Here is a 23,179-nt window from a genome sequence, read left to right as displayed (position 1 = left end):
GCGCCTCACTTCCAGCTCATGTCCCAGAAGCGCACCAGCTCATCCGAGTAGGGCTTGAAGTTCACGTCCTTGGTGGCCACGTAGTAAGCAGGCAGGGTCCACAGCGGCACCGCGTAGGCCTTCTGTGCGATCAGATCGAGCGCCTGCTTGTAGGCGGCATTGCGCGCGCCGCTGTCGATGGTGCGGTCACCCTTGTTGAGCAGATCGCGCACTTGCGGATCGCGGGTGATGTCGTCGTTGCCGAAGGCGAAATACACCGGCGTGGACGCCGACACGTCGTTGACCAGGTTGGAACCCCAGGTCTGGTGCGTGAGGGATGCCTTGTTGGCCCGGATCATGTCGCGCATGGCGGCGTATTGCAGGAAGTTGAGCTTGGCGCGAATGCCGACCGCTTGCAGGTAGTTGATGATGGCTTCGGTCTGGTTGCGTTCACGGTAGGCCACCAGGTCGATGTCGAAGCCATTGGGATAGCCGGCCTCGGCCAGCAGCTTCTTGGCTTGCGCCGGGTCGTACTTGTAGACGGGCGCGCCGTCCTGGGTGCAGCCCGTCTGGGACGGCGTGCAGATGGTGTTGATGAGGCCGCCGCCTTCGCCCACGATGTTCTTCAGCATGGACTCGCGGTCGATGGCGTGGATGATGGCGCGGCGCACGCGCTCATCCTCGAGCTGGGGCGCCGGCGTGCCTTCCTGGATATTCATCTGCATGAAGACGATGCGCATGGTGTTGCCGGTGACCATCTGCAGCGTGGGCATGCCGCCCAGTTGCTCCGCCTGGTCCTTGGGAACGCTCATGATCAGGTCTTCGCCGCCCGAGATGACTTCGGCCATCTGCGTCTGGCGGTCGGGGATGAAGCGGATCACCACTTTGCCGATCTTGGGTTGGGCCTTGGGCGACTCCTTGAAGTAGTCGGCGTTGCGTTCCAGCGTGATCGACTTGCCGGGCTGGTAGTCCACCACTTTGTATGGACCGGAGCCCACAGGCTTGGCGTTCATACCCTTGGGGCCGACTTCCTGGTAGTACTTGGCGGGATGGATGGCGGCGGTCGTGGACAGGTACTCCTTGGCGCCGGGGAAGGGCTCCTTGGTGGTCAGGCGCACCTTGTACTTGTCGATTTTCTCGACCTTGTCGATCCACGCCACATTCTGCTGCGTCACGGCCTTGTTCTTCGGGTCGGCCACGTAGTTCAGCGTATACACCACCGAGTCGGCGTCGAACTCCTCGCCGTTATGGAATTTGACGCCTTCGCGCAGCTCGAATTCCATGGTCTTGTCGTCGACCTGCTTCCAGCTCTTGGCGAGCTGGCCCTTGTACTCGTTGGTGACCGGATCGCGGTAGAGCAGGGTGTCCCAGACATTGGCGGCAATGATGACGCCTATCCGCACGTTGTTGTAGTAAGGATCCACGCTTTCCGGAGCCTGGTCATAGGCCATGCGCAAGGTGTCGTCCTTTTTGCCCGCCAGCGCTGGCTGGGCCGCCAGCGTGGCGCAGGCCAGCATCGCGGCTGCAAGCGTCTTGAGCGGAACGGCGTGGCGCCAGGACGGCGCGGGTGCTGCGGGGGTGATGCGGAAATCAGTCATGGTGAGGCTCCTGTGGAAGTCACTGCACGTACTGCTCATCTGCCATCTGGTCGCGGGCGGCGCGGCCCGCTGTCCTGCTCGCGCCCGAGCACGGGTCAGCCGGAATCGGCGGCCGCGGGTGGAATGCCCAGCGTCTTCAGCGCGGCATCGCACTTGCGCTGCAGGTGCTGGCGCATGATGCCCGACAGCCGGTCGGCGTCGCGCGCCTCCAGGGCCTCGGCCATTTCGATGTGTTCGCGCATGGCCAGATCCCATTTCTGCCGGTTCTCGTTCGAGACAAAGCGCAGGTTCTGGATGCGGGCGTTCTGGGCGTCGTACAGCTGCTTGAGCAGGCTGTTGTGCGCGGCCAGGCTGATGCGTTCGTGGATCTCGCGATTGGTGCGAAAGTAGGTGGGCAGGTCGTGGCGCGCATGGCTGGCCATCATTTCGTAGGTCAGCGCGCGGATCTCGGCGATCTCGGTGTCCGTGGCCCGCTCACAGGCCAGCCGGCACGACATGGCTTCCAGCCCGCCGATGACCTCGAAGGCTTCGCGGATGTTCGCTTCCGATAACGCGACGACCTGCGCCCCGCGGTTCGGTTCGATTTGCACCAGCCCTTCGGCGGCCAGCACGCGGAACGCTTCGCGCAACGGCGTGCGGGACACGCCCAGCAAGTCGCACAGCGCGCGTTCGTTCAGGCGTGCGCCGGGCGGGAATTCGCCCTGGATGATGCGTTCGCGCAATTGCCCGGCCACTGTGGCGGGCAGCGTGCGGCCATTGCCCGCGCCGCGGGCCGCAGTCGGCGGCGCGGTTTCGGCGGCCACGCTGGCGGCGCCGGAATCAGGCATCAGGCTGGAAACGCTGCTCATTGGTATACAAAAATTCCCCGTGTTTTGCCAGACTATATACCCGGTCCTGTTGCCGGCCCGATGGGTGTATACCCTAGGTTATTAACGTAAAAACAATGGGATAGAGTGACGCATGCCGCAAGTCCGCATGCCGGGCATCTCCTGCTTGTTTGCTTGGCGCCTTTCGTTGGTATACAAAAATATTCCACTTTGGGACTACGCATGCTTACCCTGAACAGTCATCCGTCCGGCCGGCATTTCCTGCAGATTCCGGGGCCGACCAATGTGCCCGACCGTGTGCTGCGCGCCATAGACCAGCCCACCATCGATCATCGGGGTCCGGAATTCGGCGCGCTCGGGCTGGCAGTGCTGGAAGGCGTCAAACAGGTCTTCCAGACGCAATCCCCGGTGGTCATCTTTCCGTCGTCCGGCACCGGGGCGTGGGAGGCCGCGCTGGTCAATACGCTGTCTCCGGGCGACCGTGTGCTGATGGTGGAAACCGGCCATTTCGCCAGCCTGTGGCGCAAGCTGGCTGGGCGGCTGGGCCTGGAAGTGGATTTCCTGGAAGGCGACTGGCGGCATCCGGTGGACGCGGCGGCCATCGCAGCCCGGCTGGCCGAAGACACCGCGCACGGCATCAAGGCCGTGTGCGTCGTGCATAACGAAACTTCCACCGGGGTGACCAGCGATATTGCGGCCGTGCGCGCCGCGATCGACGGCGCGGCGCATCCGGCGCTGTTGATGGTGGACACGATCTCATCGCTGGGTTCCATCGACTATCGCCACGACGAATGGGGCGTGGATGTGACGGTGGCCGGCTCGCAAAAGGGCTTGATGCTGCCGCCGGGGCTGGCGTTCAACGCCCTCAGCGCGCGCGCCCTGGCCGCGGCCGACGACGCGCGGCTGCCGCGCTCGTATTGGGATTGGCGCGAAATGCTCGCCGCCAATGCCCGCGGCTATTTCCCCTACACGCCATCGACCAACCTGCTGTACGGATTGCACGAAGCCCTGGCCATGCTGCGCGAGGAAGGCCTGCCGCAGGTCTATGCGCGCCACAGTCGCCACGCGCAAGCGGCGCGCCTCGCGGTGGCCGCTTGGGGACTGGAACTCCTGAGCCTGGATCCGACCGCGCACAGTGCGGCGCTGACAGCGGTGATCATGCCGCAGGGCCATGGCGCCGACGCTTTCCGCAAGCTCGTCCTGGAACGTTTCGACATGTCGTTGGGGCAGGGGCTGGGCAAGCTCGCCGACCGCGTGTTCCGCATTGGGCATCTGGGCCACTTCAACGACCTCACGCTGTGCGGAACGCTGGCAGGCGTGGAAATGGGCCTGGCCGCGGCAGGCGTGCCGCATCGTCCGGGCGGGGTGCAGGCCGCAATGGAATTCCTGGCCGGGGAACGCGCAAGCGCCCCGGCCTGACACAAGACACATAACGAGGGAAACAATGAACGCACTCATGCAGCAAGCGATCCAGTTCGCCAATGACCACGAATCCACCTGGGACCGCAGCGTCAAAGGCAACTTCGGCGTGCACCTGAACGATCCGCCGCCCTGGAACCGCCTGTTGGGTCCGATCCACGACCGCGGCCCGGTGTCCGGCGTAGTGACCGTGCGCGGCGAAACCATCGCGTCCTGGGGCGAGCCCGATCGGGCCGACCTGACCTTCAGCGTTGCCAAGCTGTACCTGGCGATCCTGGCCGGCGTGGCGCACGACCGCGGCCTGCTGCCGGACGTGGACGAACCTGTAGGCAAGCGCGTGCCGGGCATCGGCTTTGACGAAGGGCAGAACGCCGACATTACCTGGCGCCACCTGCTGCAGCAGACCAGCGAATGGGAGGGCGAGCGCTTCGGCGTATCCGACCAGGCCGACCGCTACCGCGCCGTTACCTTTGGTGTGCCGCCCGGCGGCAAGAAAGGCGATGCGCGGCCCCTGCAGCGTCCGGGAACGTACTGGGAATACAACGATGTGCGCATCAACCAGCTGTCGTACGCGTTGCTGCACCTGTTTCGCAAGCCCTTGCCCGAGATCTTCCGCGAGGCCGTCACGCGGCCCATTGGCGCCAGCGAAGATTGGCAATGGGTGGGTTACGACAATGCCTGGGTCGAGATCGACGGGCAGCGCATGCCGTCCGTGCCGGGCGGCTCGCACTGGGGCGGCGGCATGTCCATCAGCGCGCGCGACCAGGCCCTGATCGGCCAGATGCTGCTGAATGACGGCATGGCCAATGGCCGCCGCATCCTGTCCAGCGAGTGGATCCGCGACATGCGCACGCCATGCGCCATCGCGCCGTATTACGGCTACCTGATCTGGCTGAACCATGAAGGCCGCGTGTTTCCGAGCGTGCCGGCTTCCAGCTTCTTTGGCGTGGGGGCAGGCAGTTCGTTTACCTGGGTGGAGCCGGAGCGGCAGATGGTGGTGATCGTGCGCTGGCTGGATTCGGCGCATGCGGATGCGTTGTTCGGCAAGATCCTGGGCGCGGTCGATGCTGGGGGCTAGAGCATTTTTGGCTTGGCTTTTTGATGGTCAGAATCCAGGGGCTTCGAGCTTGCGGATGCCGGAGTTCATTAGCCGCCGAGGCTGCCCTGCGCCATTCCGATGCTCGCCCCGGTGGGGCTGCGCTTCGTATGGCTCCGGGGTCCTCGGCTGGCAGTCGCTTGATGCATTGGCTTTGGATCCCGTTCATGGGCAGATGCCGGCGACTCAAGAACCCCAGCCGTACAAACCGATCACTCACGATCCAGCCAAGAATGCCTGGGACGCGAATTTGACTGGCGCGCGCTTGCCGTTGCATGCTCGCGTCTAATCCATTTCCGTGAATGAGAGGAAGCCAACCATGAACTACCGCAGACTCGGCCGGAGCAATCTCCGGGTATCGCCGCTATGCCTGGGCACCATGATGTTCGGCGAGCAGACGCCCGACGACGAAGCCGCGCGCATCGTCGCGTCCGCGCGCGATCATGGCCTGAACTTCATCGACACGGCGGACGTCTACAACGGCGGCCGCTCCGAAGAGGTCGTGGGCAAGCTGCTCAAGGGCCAGCGCCATGACTGGGTGCTCGCCAGCAAGATCGGCAACGCTGTCGGCACCGGCCCGAACCAGGCGCACTATTCGCGTCAGTGGTTGATACGGGGCGTGGAGGACAGCCTCGCGCGCCTGGGCACCGACTTCATGGACATCCTCTACCTGCATCGCGACTACCACGAGGAAAACCTCGAGGAAGCCCTGTGGGCGCTGGGCGACCTGATCCGCGCGGGCAAGCTGCGCAGCTTCGGACTGTCCAACTTCCGCGGCTGGCGCATCGCCGAGGTGATGCGCCTGTGCGAAAAAATGGGCGTGCCGCAACCGGTGGTGTGCCAGCCTTACTACAACATGCTCAATCGCGGCCCGGAAGTCGAAATCCTGCCCGCCTGCAAGCACTATGGCCTGGGCGTGGTGCCTTACAGTCCCATTGCGCGCGGCGTGCTGACCGGCAAGTACCTGCCGGGCCAGGCGCCCGCGGCCGACAGCCGTGCCGGGCGCGGAGACCGCCGCATCCTCGCGACCGAGTTTCGCGAAGAATCCCTGCAAATCGCGCAGAAGCTGGTGGCCCATGCCGCTGCGCGCGGCGCGCAGGCCGGGCATTTCGCCACTGCCTGGGTGCTGGCCAACCCCATCGTCACCGCCGTCATCGCCGGGCCCCGCACCTTGGCGCAGATGGAGGACTACTACGCGGCCCTGGACGTGAAGATCACGGCCGAGGACGAAGCCATCGTCAACGATTGGGTGACGCCGGGCCATGCGTCCAGCCACGGCTACAACGATCCCAACTATCCGTTTTACGGCCGCCCGGTAACGGCGGCCTGACGCCCAAAGCCCTGTTGCGATGCGCCGGCCCTTGCGGCCGGCGCGTTCACGTTCAGGCCTTGCCCCATCCTCCGCGCGGCATGGCGGGCGGCGTTGCCGCCTCCATGTCAGCGGGCTGCGCACCGCGTCCGATCAGCATGGCGCACACTGCCGACACCACGCCCGCGAACAGCACGTACAGGCAGATCAGCCAAGGCTGGCCGCCGCCCGTCTTCAACAGCGCGGTGGCGATGATGGGCGTGATGCCCGAGGCGAAAATTCCCGAGAACTGATACACGAACGAAATGCCGGTGTAGCGCACCTTCGCGTCGAAAAGCTCGCAGAACAGCGCTGCCTCGGGGCCATAAACGGCGGCGTACAGGATCCCGAACGGGATGATGATGGCCAGCCAGATCAGCATGACGCTGCCCTGGTTGTTGAGCATCAGCCAGAAGCCCGGGAAAGACGCCGCCGCGGTAATGAGCGAACCCCAGAAATAGACGCGGGTGCGGCCGATGCGGTCGGACAGGCGGCCGAAGAAGGGAATGAAAAAGCACATCACGAGCGCCGCGGCCATTACGCCGATCAGCGCCTCGGTGCGCGAGATCTGCACCGTCTGCGTCAGGTACGAGATCGAGAACACGCCGAACACGTTAAAGAACACGCCGTCGATGTAGCGCGCGCCCATGCCCTTGAAGACATTGCCGGGGTAGCGCTTGAGCATGTCGAAGAAGGGGATGCGGCTTTCGGCGTTGTTGGCCTTTACCGCCGCGAACTCCGGCGTTTCCTTGATGTTCAGGCGGATATACATGCCCACCAGCACCATGGCGGCCGACGCCAGGAAGGCGATGCGCCAGCCCCAGGCCATGAACTGCGCGTCGGTCAACAGGGTGGACAGCAGCGCGACCGTGCCGGAGGCCAGGCACAGCCCGATCGCCAGCCCGATCTGCGGCAACGAGGCGTAGAAGCCCTTCTTGCCGGGCGGCGCGTATTCGTACGCCATCAGCACGGCGCCGCCCCATTCTCCGCCCAGCCCGATCCCCTGGAACACGCGCAGCAGAAGCAGCAGGATCGGCGCCCAGATGCCGATGCTGTCGTACGTGGGCACCAGGCCGATCAGGAAAGTGGCGATGCCCATGATCATCAGCGTCAGCACCAGCATGCTCTTTCTGCCGATGCGGTCGCCGAAGTGGCCGAATATCAGCCCGCCCAGGGGCCGGGTGACGAAACCGACGGCGAAGGTGGTGTACGCCAGCATCGTCGAGACCACCGGATCGCCCGTGGGGAAGTACAACTTGTTGAACACGATGCCCGCGACGACGCCATACAGGAAAAAGTCGTACCACTCGATGGTGGCGCCGATCAGCGACGCGGCGACGACTTTGCGCACCGCGGCTTCGTTTTGCTTGGCCATGTCTAGTCTCCTTTGGTGGGGCGGTGGATCAATCTGCGTTGTCCTGCGCCTTGGGGTTCCGCTATCCGGGGTCCGTCATCTCCGATTCAGGCGGCGACGCGCAGCGCCTGTGGCTGCGCTTGCCTGAGGTCCTGCAAAATGAAGTCGGCCGCGCGTTCGGCCAGCATGATCACCGGCACATTGGTGTTGCCCGACACCAGCGTGGGCATGATCGAACAGTCCACCACGCGCAGCCCCGCCACGCCATGCACCCGCAGGCGCTCGTCCACGACCGCCATGGGGTCGCTGGACGGACCCATCTTGGCGGTGCCCGAGGGGTGGAAGATGGTGGCGCCGTACTCGCGGCAGAAGTGCAGGATCTCGTCGTCCGTGCGCACCTCGTGCCCGGGCCGGAATTCACGCTTCATCAGCCCGGCCAGCGGTTCGGTGGCGGCCAGCCGCCGCGCGTACTTCACCGCCGCCACGGCCATGCCGCGATCCAGTTCGGTCGACAGGTAATTCGGCTGCATCGACGGCGCTTCGAAAGGGTCGCTGCTGCGCAGGCGCACGCGGCCGCGCGACGACGGCCGCAACTGGCAGACGGAATACGTGCAGCCTGAGAATGGATGCACCTTGCCGCCGGCCATATCGGCCGACAGTGTGGCGAAATGGAATTGGGTATCGGGCGTGCGGCTGGCCGGATCGACGCGGCAGAACACGCCGCCCTGGTTGATGCCCACGGCCAGGGGCCCGCCGCGAAACAGCAGCCACTCCAGGCCCATGCGCGCGCGTCCAAACAGGCTGCGCAACTGGTCGTTGGTGGTGATGGGGCGCGTGGTTTCGTAGATCAGGCGGATCTGCAGATGGTCCTGCAGGTTTTCGCCCACGCCGGGCAGGTCGCGCACCACGCCGATGCCGAACTGGCGCAGCAGGGCGGCCGGGCCGACGCCGGACAGCTGCAGCAACTGCGGCGATTGCAGCGCGCCGGCGCACAGCACGACTTCGCGGCGCGCGCGCAGAGTGTGGACTTGGCCGTCGCGCCGGTAGCGCACGCCGCAGGCGCGGCGGCCCTCGAACAGCACGGCCATGGCGTGCGCATCGGTTTCCACGCGCAGGTTGCTCCTGCCCTGGGCGGGGCGCAGGTAGGCCACGGCGGTGGAACAGCGGCGGCCATTGCGCGTGGTGAGCTGGTAGTAGCCCACCCCCTCCTGGTCGCCGCCATTGAAATCCTGCAAGCGGGGCAGCCCCAGCTTTTGCCCGGCATCGATCAAGGCCTCCACCAAGGGGTGCGGCGTCTTGATCGACGTGGCATTGAGCATGCCTTCGGTACCGCGCGTGGGGCCGGGGCCCAGGTCATTGTTTTCGAGCTTGCGGAAGTAGGGCAGGCATTCGTCCCAGCTCCAGCCCGGATTGCCGGCCGTGGCCCAGGCGTCGTAGTCCTGCCGCTGGCCGCGGATATAGATCAGGCCGTTGATGGCGCTGGATCCGCCCAGCGTGCGCCCGCGCGGCCAATAGATGCGGCGGTCCAGCATGCCGGGATCGGGGTCGGTGTAGTAGCCCCAGTTCACCACCTTGTGGAACATCGTCTTGCCGTAGCCGATCGGTATGTGTATCCACGGGTAGCTGTCCTTGGGGCCGGCTTCAAGCAGGCAGACGCTATGCGTGCCGTTGGCGCTCAGCCGGTTGGCCATCACGCATCCGGCCGAGCCGGCGCCAACCACGATGTAATCCACGGTATCGGACATGTCCGCAAGCTCTCCCTGCAGCCGGGCGCCGCGCCTGGCCTACGGCGCGTTTACCCTGCTTGTCGTTGTGGGGCGCACTTATATACTGGATCGATGCCGGCGCTTGGGCGCTGCGGCATTTGTGGCGATTCTAGAAAGCAGGCGCGCAGAACAAAGCACAACAGGCGCAGGGGCGGAAAAGTGGAACAGAATATGCAGATTCAGTTTCAAAATCGCGGTGCAGCATCGGCGCAGCAGACCGACGACGCCACGACCCACCAAGAGGCCGCGCGTTCCCTGCGCGCCTTGGTGGTGCTGGACCACCTGGCGCGGGCCCAGCATCCGCCCACCCTGGCGCAACTGGCGCAGCGGCTGGACATGCCCAAGACCACCTTGATGCGCTTGCTGGCCGCCATGCAGCGCGCTGGTTTCGTGGCCGCCACCCCCACCGAGAACGGCTTCGTGCCCGGGCCGCAAGCGGCCACGCTGGCGCTGGCCACGTTGCGTGCGTCTGCGTTCACGCGCGCCTGTCGCGCCGTGCTGGCGCAACTGGTCGGCACCCTTGGCGAAACTTGCAACCTCACTGCACCGGACGGCGACCGCGTGATCTACATGGAACGCGTGGAAACGGCGGAACCCTTGCGCCTGTTCTTCGCGGTAGGCAGCCACGTGCCCATGCATTGCACCGCCAGCGGCAAGCTGTTCCTGGCGTCCATGAACCGGCTGGAGCGCGGGCGGGTGCTGGCGCGCTTGCCGCTCACACGCAATACGCCGCGCACGCTGACCGACCCCGCGCGTCTGGCAGAAGAACTGGACCGGCTGGCTGCGCGCGGCATCGGCATCGACAACGAGGAATTCGTGCGTGGCATGAGCGCCGTGGCGGTGCCGGTGCGCGATGCGGACGACCGCGTCGTGGCAGCGGTGGCCTGCCATGCGCCGACCGCCCGGGTCATGCTCGACGAATTGCTGCGCGCCGTGCCCACGCTGGAGCGCGCGGCGCGGGCCATGCACGAGGTGCTGGCCCAGCATCGCGCGGGCGCAGCCTGAGCACGTGGCCCTCAGGCGGGCGGATTGAACAGATCCGGCGGCAGGCGCGCGACGGCGTCGTAGGTGAGGCGGATGTGGGCGGCCAGCAGATCGCAGGCGCGGTCGGCATCGCGGGCCAGGGTGGCGTCCAGGATGCCCTTGTGTTCGTCGTCGAGATCGCGCGCGATGGGTTTGCGGGTGACGGTCAGGCGGCGGTAGCGCTCTGCCTGCTGGTAGAGGATGCCCAGGAAATGATGCAGCCAGCGCGAGGGACAGGCGCGGATCAGTTCGCGGTGGAATTCGCGGTTGCGCTGCTCCCATTCCTCGAAGCGGGTGTCGGGGTCGGCGGCCAGGCGTTGTTCGGCCTTGCTCAGGCGGTGGAAGGCGGCCAGCACAGCGCTTTCCCAGTCGTCGTCGCCCAGGGCGATGGACTGGCGCAGGGCCTGGGTTTCGAGCAGCACGCGGTTTTCGGTGATGTCGCGGAAGTCTTCGAGCGAGATCGGGGTGACGTGAAAGCCGCGTTGTCCTTGCGCGATGACCAGGGCATCGGAGACCAGCAGCGCGAGGGCTTCGCGCAGGGTACCGGCGCCCACGCCGTAGTCGTCCTTGAGGTGTTCGACCCGCAGGCGGGAGCCTGGCGGGTGCACGCCCTGGATGATGTCGCGGCGCAGGTTGACGTAGGCCGCGCCGACCAGGGTGTTGGCGGAGGCGGAGTGAGCGAGCGGGGGGAGGGTGGCGCCGTCTGACATGGGAGGTACTTTATCACTGCGTTCAAAAAATCTCGATAAAAATTATTGACGCCGAGATTTATGCTGCTTATCGTAGAAAAAAGCGTCGCGATGACGACCGGCATGAAGCCGGCGGCGGGCGCCACCAGGAGACAAGCAGTGATACGGCTACACGACATCCGGCAAGCCCGGCTGCGCACCCGCAATCCGTCCCGGACGCCCGCCCGTCGACCCTTGCTAAAGCGCATGGCGGCCTGCCTGGCCGCGATTGCCGCAGTGGCGGTGAGCCCGTGGGCCAGCGCCCAGGACTGGCCGGCCCGGCCGGTCACCATCTTGGTCAACGGCGGCCCTGGCAGTCTGCCCGATCTGTTTGCGCGACCCCTGGCCGAACGCCTGCACCACGCGCTGGGCCAGCCCGTCGTAGTCGAGAACAAGCCCGGCGCCGGCGGCATGCTGGCAATGCAGCAATTGAAGTCCGCCCCGGCGGACGGCCACACCTTGGCGCTGGTGACCAACGCGCATCTGGTGTGGAACCCCTATATTTTTCCGGCGCTGACCTACGACCCGGCGCGTGACCTGCAGCCGGTCAGCCCGCTGGCGGTCATTCCCATGGCGCTGACGGTCAACGACAAATTGCAGGCCCGGTCCCTGGACCAGTTGCTGGCGTTGGCGCGCCAGAAGCCGGGCCGGCTCAACTACGCGTCCTCGGGCAACGGCAGCCCGCCCCACGTGTTGTTCGAGATGCTGCGCGAACAGGCGGGCGTGGACATCATGCACGTGCCATTCAAGACTGGCACCGGCGCGCTGAACTCCGTGCTTGCGGGCGACACGGAAATCTACTTCGCGGGCACCGCGCTGGTGGAGCCCATGGTCAAGGAAGGGCGCCTGCGCGTGCTGGCCATGAGCGAAGCCGTGCCGGACGCGGCCTTCGGCAAGGCCCCCACGCTGGCTGCCAGCCATTTCACGGGCTTTGAAGGCGCGGTGTGGCTGGGCGTGGCGGCGCGTGCCGGCACGCCGGACGCCATCGTGCAACGGCTCAACGTAGAGATCGGCCGCGCCCAGCAGGACGGCGCGCTCAAGCAGATGTACGCCAGCCACGGCTCCTTGCCGTACCATCTGGCGGCGCCGGCCTTCGCCCAGCGCGTGGCAGAGGAGCGGGCCGCATCCGGCCCCGTGCTGCGCAAGCTGGGCATCAAGCCCGATTGATTTCCCTTCTTCCAACCTAGTATCGCGCGCCCCGCTTGCGGAGCCCGCAGCAGCTTATGAACCTGATCGAAGAGATTGTTGAAAATTCCCCGTCCATCCGCGATGTGCGCAGGGACATCCATGCGCATCCGGAACTGGCGTTTGAAGAGAACCGCACTTCCGATCTGGTGGCCCAGCTGTTGGAAAGCTGGGATATCCCGGTGCACCGCGGCTTCGGCAAGACCGGCCTGGTGGGCGTGATACGCAACGGCGATTCCGGGCGCACGCTGGGGCTGCGCGCCGACATGGATGCGCTGCCCATGCACGAGGTCAACCAGTTCAGCCATGCCAGCAAGCATCCCGGCGTGATGCACGCCTGCGGCCACGACGGCCATACCGCCATGCTGCTGGGCGCGGCGCAGCACCTGTCGCGCCATCGCCACTTCGACGGCACGGTCTACCTGATCTTCCAGCCGGCCGAAGAGCGCGGCGGCGGCGCGCGCGAGATGATGCGCGACGGACTGTTCGAGAAATTCCCCATGGAGGCGGTCTTCGGCATGCACAACATGCCAGGCATTCCGGTCGGTTGCTTTGCCTCGTCGCCGGGGCCGGTGCTTGCTTCCAACAGCGAGTTCCATGTGACGATACGCGGCAAGGGCGGCCACGCCGCCATGCCGCACCTGGCCATCGATCCGATTCCCGCGGCGGCCCAGATGATCGAGGCTTTCCAGACCATCATCAGCCGCAATAAAAAGCCGTTGGAGACGGCCGTCATCTCAGTGACGACGGTACAGGCAGGCGGGGTCGTCAACGTCATTCCCGACACCTGCGAACTGCGCGGCACCGTGCGCGCCTATACCCGCGAAACCCTGGACCTGATCGAGCGCCGCATGGGCGAGGTTGCGCAGCACGTGGCGGGCATGTTCGGCGCCGAATGCGATTTCGTCTTCACGCGGCACTACCCGTCGACCATCAACCACGAGGCCGAGACCGCGTTCATGCGCACGGCGCTGACTGCCGTCGTGGGACAGGATCGCGTGCTGCCCCAGGCGCCCATCATGGCAGCCGAGGACTTTTCCTTCATGCTGGAAGCGGTGCCCGGCAGCTATTGCTTCATTGGCAACGGCGAAGGCGAGCACCGCGAACCGGGCCATGGCGAGGGGCCTTGCCTGGTTCACAACACCAGCTATGACTTCAACGATGCGCTTTTGCCCATAGGCGCCAGCGCGTTCGTGAAACTGGTGGAAAACTGGATGCCGCGCCCGTAGTGTCCGGGCCGGCTGGCGCGGCGCGGGCAGTGGCCGCCCGCCGCCGCGCCAGAGGAATGCGGTTCAGTGCGTTGGTCCGGCCTGGACCGACATTTCCCGGTTGCGCGAACGCAGCAGCAGCGCGCTCAGGGCCGCGGCCAGCGCCGCAATCAGGGCGCCCGCCAGAAACGTCAGCTGGTAACCGCCGTTCAAGGCCGCGACCGGCTCGGCGCCGGCGGCCGCCAGGCCTGCGCTGCGGGCCGCGGCCAGACTGGCCAGCACGGCCAGGCCCAGTGCGCCACCCATCATGAAAGCCGTGTTGACCACGCCGGAGGCCAGGCCGGACTGGCTGGGCTCCACGTCGCTCATCGCGGCCAGCAGCATGGGATTGAAGGCCACCCCCGCACCCAGTCCCAGCAGCAGCATCGCTGGCAGGACATCGGCGGCAAAGCTGCCGTCCACCGGCGCGCGAGCGAACAAGGCCAAACCCAGCGCGGCGATGAACAGGCCCGTGGCCAGTGGCGCGCGGATGCCGAAGCGCATCACCAGCTTGGCCGACAGGCCCAGCGAGAACGCCGCCATGATCAGGTTGGCCGGCAGGAACGCCAGGCCCACCTCCATGGGGCTGTAGCCCAGCACCAGCTGCATATACAGGGCCGACACAAAGAACCAGGCGAACATGCCGGCTGCCCATAGCACGCCGACAACATTGGCGGTTGCCACGTTGCGCAAGCGGAACAATCCCAGCGGCATCAGCGGGGATTCCACCCGCGCTTCAATGGTGAGGAACAACACCATCAGGGCGGCCGCCGCGCCCAGCAGCGTCAGCGATTGCGCCGAGGTCCAGCCGGCTTCATTGCCGTTGACCACGGCATACACGGCCAGCATGAGCGAGGCAGTAACGCTGAGCGCGCCCGCCACGTCCAGCCGGGTGCCCGCTGCGGCGGGCCGGGCCGCGGGAATCAGCCGCAGGCACAGCGCATAGACCAGCACGCCGATCGGCAGGTTGACCAGGAATATCCAGTGCCATGACAACGCGCTGGTGAGCAGGCCGCCCAGCAACACGCCGATGCTGCCGCCGCCCGCGCAGACAAAACCGTACACGCCCATGGCGCGCGCCCGTTCGCCGGTCTCGGTGAAGAGGTTCATGATGAGGGACAGCGATACCGCAGAGACCACCGCGCCGCCCAGGCCCTGGGCCGCGCGCGCGCCGATCAGCAGCGCCTGGCTCTGGGCCAGGCCGCAGGCCAGCGACGCCACGGTGAAGACGACCAGGCCGGCAAGAAACATCCGGCGGTGGCCCAGCAGGTCGCCCAGCCGCCCGCCCAGCAGCAGGAAGCCGCCGAACGTGAGCATGTAGGCATTGACCACCCAGACCAGCGAGGTCTCGGTAAAACGCAGGTCTTCGCGGATCGAAGGCAGGGCCACATTCACGATCGTCGTGTCCAGCACGATCATCAATACGCCCAGGCAGAGCACCATCAGCGCCCACCATCGTTGCTTGCCATGTATGCCATGCGTCATTAGTTGTCGCTCCGTGGAGGGCGGCGGGGTCGCCGCCTCGTGTCTTCTATTGGGAAAGGCGTCCGCCGCTGACCATCCAGCGGGTGCCGTAGCGGTCTATCAGCGCGCCATAGGCCTCGGCCCAGAACGTTTTTTGCAGCGGCATGGTAATGCTGCCGCCGTCGGCCAGCAGGTCGAAGACACGCTGCGCGTCCGAAACGGTCGGGTAGGCCAAAGACAGGGCCACGCCTTGCTTGCCGGGGTAGGGGTGGCCGGCGGTGGCATCGCTGCCCATCAGCGTCTGCTCGTCCAGGCCCAGGCGCGCGTGCATGATACGCCCGGCGTCCTCGTCGGACAGGGCCGGCATGGCGGCGTCGGGCGGCGCGTCCGCGTAGCGGATCATCGCCTCCATCCGCCCGCCCAGCACGCGCTCGTAGAAGCGCATGGCCTCGGCGCAATTGCCGTCAAAGCTGAGGTAGGCGGATAGTTGGGGCATGATGTCTCCAGAGTGTTGAACGGACGGTGCCATGACGGCCGGCGCCGCTCTATGATGGAAGCCCGACCCGACGTTAATGAAGGAGCCCGGCCATGCTGAAAGGAAGCTGCCATTGCGGACACATCGCGTTCGAAGTCGAAGGCGAACCGTCCCAGGTCCTGGAATGCAATTGCTCGCACTGCAGCCGCAAAGGCTATCTGCTGTGGTTCGTGCCCCGCGCCAGCGTGCGCATCACCACCCCCGCCAGCGGCATGTCGACCTACCGGTTCAACAAGCACGTGATTTCACATCATTTCTGCGCCAATTGCGGTTGCGCGCCGTTCGGCTTCGGCGTGGGGCCCAAAGGCGAGGAGACGGCGGCGGTGAATGTGCGCTGCCTGGAAAACGTGGATCTCAACGCCTGGCCCCGCATTCCGTACGACGGCCGCAGCGTCTGAGCGCCGCTGGCCGGGCTACATCATAGGGCATGGCCGCGCCGCGCGATACGGCGAGTGCGTGACATGTCTTTTCATCGAATTGAACGAGTTTTCAGGAAAGCGAAGCATGAGCACCGTAAAACTGCTGTCCGACGAAGAAGTCCGCCAAAGCCCGCAAGCCTGGGCCGTGTTCGAGGACATCCGGGCCACGCGCAAGTCGGATTTCGTCAACAACTTCTGGCGCGCCCTGGCCAACGACCCGCCACAGCTGGAGCGGGTGTGGGGCCAGCTCAAGCTCGTCATGATGGCGGACGGCGAGCTCTCGCCGCTGGTCCGTGAAATGATCTATATCGCCGTGTCCACGGCCAACGGCTGCACCTATTGCATCCATTCCCATACCGCTGCCGCCCGTGCCAAGGGCATGACCGACGGCCAGCATGCCGAACTGCTGGGCGTGATCGGCATGGCCGCGCAGACCAATGCCATGGTCACCGCCATGCAAGTGCCCGTCGATGAGGCATTCATCGTGAAATAGGAGGCCGCCATGTCTCTGATCCCGCTGTTTCCGCTATCCAACGCGCTGTTCCCCGCAGGCGTGCTGCACCTGCGCATCTTCGAGGTGCGCTACCTGGACATGATCCGCCGCTGCATCGCGGACGGCAGCGAATTCGGCGTGGTCGGCCTGTTGTCGGGCCAGGAGGTCCGCACACCCGAAGGCGTGGAAATACTGGCTCCGGTGGGCACCATGGCGCGCATCGACGCCTGGGACGCGCCCATGCCGGCGTTGCTGGAGCTGCGCTGCGTCGGCACCAGCCGTTTCCGGCTGCTTTCCAGCGAGGTGGCAAAATACGGCCTTTGGATGGGCCAGACCGAGCCCATCGCCGACGACCCGCCCGCGCCCGTGCCGGCCGCCATGCAGGCTAGCGCCGACGCATTGGGGCGCCTGGTGGCCCAATGGCAGCAGGACGGCGTGTCCCCCGAAAGAATGCCGCTGGGCCCGCCGTTTAGGCTGGACGACAGCGGCTGGGTAGCCGACCGCTGGTGCGAACTGCTGCCGCTGCCGCCCGACGACAAAGCCACCTTGCTGGCCATGACGGATCCGGTGGCGCGGCTGGCGGCGATCCAGGACGTGCTGCGAGGTCAGGGCCTGGCGTAGCCGGGGCAACTGTATTTTGGACAATATGGAAATCAGGATAGACGAGGGCCTGCGCGCCTACATAGACCCCTTGACCGACGACGAGCGCGACGCGCTTGAACGCAGCCTGCTGGCCGAGGGCTGCCGCGACGCCCTGGTGCTATGGGGAGACCTGCTGGTCGACGGCCACAACCGCTACGCCCTGTGCCAGAAGCACGGCATTCCATTCGAAACCCGCCAGAACACCTCGTTCAAGTCCATGGAGGACGTGCATCTCTGGATGATCGAAAACCACCTGGGCCGGCGTAGCGTGTCGGATTTCCAGCGCGGCGTCCTGGCGCTGCGTAAAAAAGAAATCCTGCAAGCGCGCACCGCGTCGGCGCCCGCACCCGACGATCCTCCCTGGGACGAAGACTCCGGCGACCCGCCGCCGCTGCCGGCCACGCCCGTGCCCCAGGCGCTGAGCCGCCAGGCCCTGGCCAGGGCCGCCCGCATCAGCAGCAACACCTTGGGGCAGATCGAGAAAATCCAGAAGGCCGCGGCGCCCGAACTGGTGCGCGCGGTCAAAGACGGCGCCATCTCCATCAACGCCGCCGCGGCGGTGGCGCAACTGCCACCGGAACGCCAGGCCGCGGCGGTGGCCGGGGGCAAAAAGGAATTACAACAAGCCGCCCGAGAGGTCCGCCAGGCCAAAGCCCCGCCGCCGCGCGAGGCGGTGCCGGATATTCCTATTGAGAATATTGCCGACTTGCCGGCGGAGGTGGCGCGGTTACGCGACCTGCTGACTCGGTTGACGGATGAAAGGGATCAGCTGAAGAAGAAGGTGATGCATTTGACGGTGGCCCTGGCCGAGGCGCGCAATGCGGCGGGGGGAGGGGATGATTGACGGCGTGGGGCCTGCGCAATCATTCATCCTTAAAACTTCCTGAACGTGACGTTTCGGCTAAAGCCGTGTCGGCCGGCGTGACGCGTCACGCCGTCACGGCACTTCACTTCAGAGGTCCGTTACGGGATACTGTAACGGCCGCCAGTCTTCTTTCCTGCGTCACCACATTCCTGCCGTGTTGATCAAGGATTGTGCCGGTACAGTATTTGAGGGACGTCACCCAAAGGAGAGTTCCATGTTTGATACTTTTCCTGTACTGCGCCGTACCAGTATGGCCGCCATCGCGATCAGTGCGGCCGGATTCTTGCTGCCGGGCTGTACCACCACCCCGCCGTCCAAGCCGTCTGCCCCGGCGAAGACCGATACGCGGCAATCATTGGATAGCGCGGCCAGCGCAACCTTGAGCAAGCTTTACCAAGCCGCGCCCTCATCCAAGGAGCTGGTCGCTGGCGCCCGGGGCGTGTTGATTTTCCCCGATGTGCTCAGTGGGAGCTTCATCGTCGGCGCCGAGCACGGCAAGGGCGTGCTGCGGGTGGGCGACTCGGCTGTAGGCTACTACCAGACCACGTCCGGTTCGATCGGCTTTCAGGCGGGCGCGCAATCAAAGGCCATGGTCCTGCTGTTCATGACGGATGAGGCCTTGAACAAGTTCCGCAACAGCAGCGGTTGGACGGTGGGCGCGGATGCCACCGTGGCTATCGTCAATGTCGGCGCCAACGGACGCATCGACAGCAACACGGCGAAAAAGCCGGTTGTCGGCTTCGTGATGAACAATGGCGGGCTGATGGCCGGCGTGTCGCTCGAGGGTACGAAGATTTCCAAGTACGAACCCTGATCGCGCCTGAGCGATGCAAAATAGGTGTCAGGCTCTGCGGTTTCCCCACGAATTCATCGCCGTCCTCCAGCGATTTCGGCAGAGCCCAGTGATGTTTGCAAGCAACGAGATGGTCGGCCTATCTTTCCGATTGTTGGATTCGTAGGCCGGCCTCTGCTTGCGTCCCTCGACCAACTTACCAGCCAGCCACATCAGGAACGTTGCCAACGCGTGGATCAACAGCAAGATCTGCAGGCGTGCAGCGCCCGCGCTTTGACTATCTTCGAACGCGAACCCGAACTGATGGGCTTGGACTCGGCGCCCAGCGCAAGGGTTGGATGATGCTTTTGCGCCTTCGCCCAGGCGCGAGGGTAACGACGGATAGGCGGCCGCCCCTCCACGGTTTTAGGGATGTGCCCGCAAGCGGCATGACCCCGGGGTGCGACCCGCAATGCGGTAGGGCGCAAGCCTTTATCGGACTCCTCCTATTTCCCCTTTTCGGCGGCTCACATACAACAGGAGGTCCGTTGTTCGAACCCTGATGCCGCCGCCGCGCGCCTGCATTTCCCCCCAATACGCATGATGTCCAAGCTTCGCTCGCTGATCATCTGGTCCGTCGTCTTCACGCAAGTCTGGTCGCCTGTGCTGGCGCAGACGCTGCCGATTTCGGTGGACAGGAACGTGCCTGGCGCAAAGCCTTCGGTGGGCGTCAGCAACGGCGTGCCCGTCATCAATATTGCGCCGCCTTCCGCGGGCGGTGTTTCCAATAACCGTTATACGCAATTCAACGTCGGCCCGTCCGGCGCGGTGCTCAACAACAGCGGCGGGCCCAGCCAGACGCAACTGGCCGGCCAGGTGGGCGGCAACCCCATGCTGGGCAACCAGCGCGCCCGCACCATCCTCAACCAGGTCACCGCGCCCAATCCTTCGCAACTGCTGGGCACGCTGGAAGTGGCCGGCAACCGCGCCAACGTGATCGTCGCCAACCCCGCGGGCATCACGTGCAACGGCTGCGGCTTTCTGAACGCGGACCGTGCCACGGTGACCACGGGCAAGCCCCGGGTGGGCGCCGAGGGCGGCATCGGCTTCGATATCGCGGCGGGCAAGATCCACGTCGACGGCGCGGGCTTGAACGGCATCAATCTCAGCCAGGTAGACCTCTTGGCGCGCACGCTGCAAATCAATGCCGATGTCTGGGCAGACCGGCTCAACATAAGCGCGGGCGCGGCGCGGGTCGACTACGCATCGGGGGATGTCTCAGCCCAGGCTGGGCAAGGCGCGGCGCCCGAGCTCGCCCTGGACACCGCGGCGCTGGGCGGCATGTACGCCAACAGCGTGCGCCTGATCGGCACCGAGGCCGGGGTGGGCGTGAATATCGGCGGCAATCTGGTGGCGCTGACGGGCGACCTGCAGCTCACTGCCGCGGGCGACGTGCGCATCGCGCCGCGCGGCGCCGCGCAGGCGGCCGGCAATCTGCGCCTGGACAGCGGCCGCGACCTGACCCTGCAAGGCACGGCGCAGGCGGGCGGCGCCGTCGCGCTCGCTGCCGGGCGCGACCTGGTTCTGGATGGCGTCCTCGCCTCCACGGCCGACGCGGACCTGCGCGCGCGGCGCAATCTCCACGCCAACGGCAAGGCGGTCGCCAACGGCGCCCTTCGCGCGGACGCGGCAGGGAACCTGACCATAGGCGAAGCGGGGCTCGCGCAAGGCAGCTCGCGGCTGCAGCTGGGCGCGGGCCAGGACTTGCGCATCGCAGGTACCGCAGGTACCGCGGGCACCGCGGGCACCGCCGCGGGTGCCGGAGTTGGTGCCCGCACTGCGGGCGGCATCTTGCAGGCCCAGGCGGGCCGCGACCTCTTCATCACCGGCACGGCGACCGCCGGCTCGCCCATCGTCCTGGGCGCGCGGCGCGACATTCGCCTTGACGGCATCGCCACGGCGCTGGAAGGCGGGCTGACGGCCGACGCCGGCGCGAACCTGCGAGTCGGCGCGGCGGGCAGGTTGCAGGCCTCGGACAGCTTGAGTGCCCGCGCAGGCGCAGACCTGGATTCCGATGGCGTCGTTGCCGCGGGCGGTGGCCTGGCGCTTGCCGCAAGGGGAGACGTCCTGCTGGGCGGCGTCGTGGCGGCGCTGGGCGAACGCGCGACGGGCAATGCCTCAATCACGGCCGCACGCGATTTCATCGTCAAGCAGAACGGTCAGTTGCAAGCCGCGGGCACGCTCACTGCCCGCGTCGATCGCGACCTGTACGCAACGGGTGTCCTTAGTTCGGTGGGCGACATGCTGCTGGACGCCGCGCGCGACACGCGCACGGACGGCTTCGCCGCCACCCACGCCAATCTGACGCTGACGGGCCGCGACGTGACGGTCGGGCCGGGTGGGGCGGCGCAGGCCGGCGGCAAGCTGACCGCCAGCGCGCAAGGCGCGTTGCAGGCGGCGGGACGCCTGCTGGCGGGGGGCTCGCAATCGCTGGCTGCGGGCGACAGACTCACGGTTGACGGCACGGTCGTCGCTTTGCAAGACGACCTGTCGCTCACCGCGCAGCGCGGCGATATCGCGCTGGGCGCGGCCTCGCACCTGCAGGCGGCAGGCACGTTGACGGCGCAAGCGGCAGGCGCGTTGACCGCGCTCGGCTGGGCTGCCGCCGAACAAGGCATGACGTTGCAGGCGGGCACGGACGCCACGCTGGGCGGCATCACCGCCACGCAGGCTGGCAACCTTGTCGTCAGCGCCGCAGGCAAACTCGCCGTCACGGCGGACAGCCGCCTGCAGGCCGGCGCGGCGCTGGATCTGAGCGCGGGCGGCGCGCTGCTTAACGCGGGTATTGCTTCGGCGGACACGCATGCCAAGCTATGGGCCGGATCCGCGCTGGACAACGCCGGCTCGGTGTTGGCAGGCGAGGACCTGATCGCCACCGCCTCGGGCTCACTTTCCAACGCGGGCCGGTTCGTGGCCGGGGTGGGCGCCGATGGCGCGCTCAACCGGTCGGGCAGCATCACGCTGACTGCGGACGCCATCGTTCATGGTGGCACCAGCCTTGCCGGCACGGATCTGAGCCTGTCCGCGGGTGGATTGAATCTGGCGGACGGCAAGCTGTCCGCGATAGGGAAGGTCGCCCTGTCGACGCCGGGCGACATGGACAGCCGCAACGCCGTTGTGCAAAGCGGGGTCTTGGACATCACCGCCGCCACGCTGCACAACCAGCGCGGCCAACTCACGTCGACGGGCGACGCCGCGATCAATCTGAGCGCGGCGTTGAACAACACTGACGGGGTTATCGTCGCCGCGGGCGACGCGCGCATCCAGACCGCAGGTGTCGTCAACCGCGAGGGCACGCTCGCCGCCCATGACCTTGCCGTCACCGCCACCGGCGCGGTGGACAACCGGGGCGGCCTGATCCAGGCCGACAACACGCTGGCCCTGAACGCGGCCAGCCTCGACAACCGCGGCCCAGGCGCCGCCGGTCTTGGCAACCGCAGCATCCCGGACGCCGTCAGGCCGCCGACAGGCGTGCTCGGCAAGGTGGTCTCCCTCATGGCGGACCGCATCGACAACCGGTCGGGGGATATCCGGGCCGTTGAAGCCCTGAGCCTGACCTCCTCCCACTTGGACAACACCGGCGGCCAGATCGCCTCCCTGGGCGATTCGCGCATCGTCGCCGACACGCTCAGGAACTCCCGTGGCCAGCTGCACGCGAACCGGACCCTGACTGTCATCGTGCAAGCGCTGCAAGGAGTCGGATCGCTGCAATCCGCGGGCGACCTGGGGTTGCAACACGCGGGCTCCCTGGACCAGGACGGGGATATCTCCAGTGGCCGCGACCTGATCCTCGTGATCGGCGGGGCCCTGGATAACCGCGCCCGCGTCAGTGCCGGCCGCGACTTGAGCATTACCGCGGATTCGCTGAACAACCAGGCATCGGGCGCTTTGCTGGCCACGGGCGTGAACACCATCGCGGTGGCGCAGGGCCTGACCAACGCCGGCCTCATCGACGGCGGCTCGACCCGCATCACCGCAGGCCACGTCGACAATACCGGCCGCATCTACGGCGATGCCGTGTCGATCCAGGCGGGCGCGCTGGTCAACGGCGCGGATGGGGGTGGCAGCGGCGGGGCGGTCATCGCCTCGCGTGCCGACCTGGACCTGGGGGTGGCGTCGTTGGTCAACCGCGACCATGCGCTGATCCACGCGGATGCCGACCTGCGTATCGGCGGTGCGCTGGATGGCAGCGGCCACGCCATCGGCCAGGCCGCCTCGCTTGTGAACGCCTCCGCCACCCTCGAGGCGGCCGGCAATGCCGACATTTCGGCCGCGTCCCTCCGCAACCAGAACGACCGCTACGCCAGCGTAACGGTGCAGGTGTCCAGCACGCCCAAGGTGTACTTCACCCCGGCCGGC

General features: G+C 66.5%; 19 protein-coding genes. 12 read left to right on the top strand and 7 right to left on the bottom strand.

Annotation, left to right across the window (positions count from 1 at the left end; all coding sequences use genetic code 11):
- Positions 1-5: 5 nt before the first annotated feature.
- Together CEY08_RS24345 and CEY08_RS24340 are read right to left on the bottom strand one after the other, a co-directional pair.
- Entirely contained in the window at positions 6-1,577 is a 1,572-nt protein-coding gene (locus tag CEY08_RS24345) for an ABC transporter substrate-binding protein (RefSeq protein ID WP_076813850.1), read from the bottom strand.
- Between the two features lie 95 nt (positions 1,578-1,672).
- A complete protein-coding gene (locus tag CEY08_RS24340) occupies positions 1,673-2,404 on the bottom strand; it encodes a GntR family transcriptional regulator (RefSeq protein WP_408609586.1) in 732 nt (243 codons plus the stop codon).
- 222 nt (positions 2,405-2,626) lie between these two features.
- Here CEY08_RS24340 and CEY08_RS24335 point away from each other — a divergent pair, with 222 nt between their 5' ends.
- The 3 genes from CEY08_RS24335 (at position 2,627) to CEY08_RS24325 (ending at position 6,249) form a co-directional block, all read left to right on the top strand.
- A complete protein-coding gene (locus CEY08_RS24335) occupies positions 2,627-3,823 on the top strand; it encodes a pyridoxal-phosphate-dependent aminotransferase family protein (RefSeq protein WP_076813848.1) in 1,197 nt (398 codons plus the stop codon).
- A gap of 25 nt (positions 3,824-3,848) precedes the next feature.
- Entirely contained in the window at positions 3,849-4,901 is a 1,053-nt protein-coding gene (locus CEY08_RS24330) for a serine hydrolase domain-containing protein (protein ID WP_170946340.1), read from the top strand.
- Positions 4,902-5,238: 337 nt separating this feature from the next.
- The gene (locus CEY08_RS24325) at positions 5,239-6,249 is read left to right on the top strand and encodes an aldo/keto reductase (RefSeq protein WP_076813846.1); all 1,011 of its coding nucleotides are present in this window, start codon (positions 5,239-5,241) and stop codon (positions 6,247-6,249) included.
- A gap of 52 nt (positions 6,250-6,301) precedes the next feature.
- Here CEY08_RS24325 and CEY08_RS24320 read toward each other — a convergent pair whose 3' ends face one another.
- Positions 6,302-7,642: an MFS transporter gene (locus CEY08_RS24320; protein ID WP_042793826.1), complete on the bottom strand. Its 1,341-nt coding sequence runs from the start codon at positions 7,640-7,642 to the stop codon at positions 6,302-6,304.
- A gap of 86 nt (positions 7,643-7,728) precedes the next feature.
- On the bottom strand, positions 7,729-9,366 hold the full coding sequence (locus tag CEY08_RS24315; RefSeq protein ID WP_076813844.1) for a GMC family oxidoreductase: 1,638 nt from the start codon (positions 9,364-9,366) through the stop codon (positions 7,729-7,731).
- A 180-nt stretch (positions 9,367-9,546) separates the two neighbouring features.
- Here CEY08_RS24315 and CEY08_RS24310 point away from each other — a divergent pair, with 180 nt between their 5' ends.
- Positions 9,547-10,392: an IclR family transcriptional regulator gene (locus CEY08_RS24310; RefSeq protein WP_063639839.1), complete on the top strand. Its 846-nt coding sequence runs from the start codon at positions 9,547-9,549 to the stop codon at positions 10,390-10,392.
- A gap of 11 nt (positions 10,393-10,403) precedes the next feature.
- Here the strand turns inward: CEY08_RS24310 and CEY08_RS24305 are convergent, their stop codons facing one another.
- Positions 10,404-11,120, bottom strand: coding sequence for a GntR family transcriptional regulator (locus CEY08_RS24305; protein WP_076813842.1), 717 nt, complete (start codon positions 11,118-11,120; stop codon positions 10,404-10,406).
- 138 nt (positions 11,121-11,258) lie between these two features.
- On the opposite strand from CEY08_RS24305, the gene CEY08_RS24300 reads away from it, so the two are divergent.
- Complete coding sequence (locus CEY08_RS24300) at positions 11,259-12,305, top strand: Bug family tripartite tricarboxylate transporter substrate binding protein (RefSeq protein ID WP_232033853.1); 1,047 nt, start codon at positions 11,259-11,261, stop codon at positions 12,303-12,305.
- A gap of 56 nt (positions 12,306-12,361) precedes the next feature.
- Positions 12,362-13,552, top strand: a complete 1,191-nt coding sequence (locus tag CEY08_RS24295; protein ID WP_063640069.1) for a M20 aminoacylase family protein — start codon at positions 12,362-12,364, stop codon at positions 13,550-13,552.
- 63 nt (positions 13,553-13,615) lie between these two features.
- On the opposite strand, the gene CEY08_RS24290 is transcribed toward CEY08_RS24295, so the two are convergent.
- Together CEY08_RS24290 and CEY08_RS24285 are read right to left on the bottom strand one after the other, a co-directional pair.
- Positions 13,616-15,055 carry an MFS transporter gene (locus tag CEY08_RS24290; protein WP_063962404.1) on the bottom strand — a complete coding sequence of 480 codons (1,440 nt, stop codon included), beginning with the start codon at positions 15,053-15,055 and terminating at the stop codon, positions 13,616-13,618.
- A 46-nt stretch (positions 15,056-15,101) separates the two neighbouring features.
- Positions 15,102-15,530 (bottom strand): VOC family protein, encoded by a 429-nt coding sequence (locus tag CEY08_RS24285; RefSeq protein ID WP_042793822.1) that lies wholly within the window; start codon positions 15,528-15,530, stop codon positions 15,102-15,104.
- Positions 15,531-15,622: 92 nt separating this feature from the next.
- Here CEY08_RS24285 and CEY08_RS24280 point away from each other — a divergent pair, with 92 nt between their 5' ends.
- The 6 genes from CEY08_RS24280 to CEY08_RS24255 all read left to right on the top strand — a co-directional run.
- Entirely contained in the window at positions 15,623-15,967 is a 345-nt protein-coding gene (locus CEY08_RS24280) for a GFA family protein (protein WP_042793821.1), read from the top strand.
- A 106-nt stretch (positions 15,968-16,073) separates the two neighbouring features.
- Positions 16,074-16,481, top strand: coding sequence for a carboxymuconolactone decarboxylase family protein (locus tag CEY08_RS24275; protein ID WP_042793820.1), 408 nt, complete (start codon positions 16,074-16,076; stop codon positions 16,479-16,481).
- 9 nt (positions 16,482-16,490) lie between these two features.
- Positions 16,491-17,102: an LON peptidase substrate-binding domain-containing protein gene (locus CEY08_RS24270; protein ID WP_042793819.1), complete on the top strand. Its 612-nt coding sequence runs from the start codon at positions 16,491-16,493 to the stop codon at positions 17,100-17,102.
- A 25-nt stretch (positions 17,103-17,127) separates the two neighbouring features.
- A complete protein-coding gene (locus CEY08_RS24265; protein WP_076813841.1) occupies positions 17,128-17,967 on the top strand; it encodes a ParB N-terminal domain-containing protein in 840 nt (279 codons plus the stop codon).
- 235 nt (positions 17,968-18,202) lie between these two features.
- Complete coding sequence (locus tag CEY08_RS24260) at positions 18,203-18,802, top strand: BPSL1445 family SYLF domain-containing lipoprotein (RefSeq protein ID WP_076813839.1); 600 nt, start codon at positions 18,203-18,205, stop codon at positions 18,800-18,802.
- 558 nt (positions 18,803-19,360) lie between these two features.
- Positions 19,361-23,179, top strand: a 3,819-nt coding sequence (locus tag CEY08_RS24255; RefSeq protein WP_141099897.1) for a two-partner secretion domain-containing protein, incomplete at its 3' end; no start/stop codon positions are given.

This window comes from Achromobacter insolitus, from assembly GCF_002209555.1.
In the GTDB taxonomy this organism is placed as follows: domain Bacteria; phylum Pseudomonadota; class Gammaproteobacteria; order Burkholderiales; family Burkholderiaceae_B; genus Achromobacter; species Achromobacter insolitus.
This window is presented reverse-complemented; position numbering and strand designations above follow the sequence as displayed.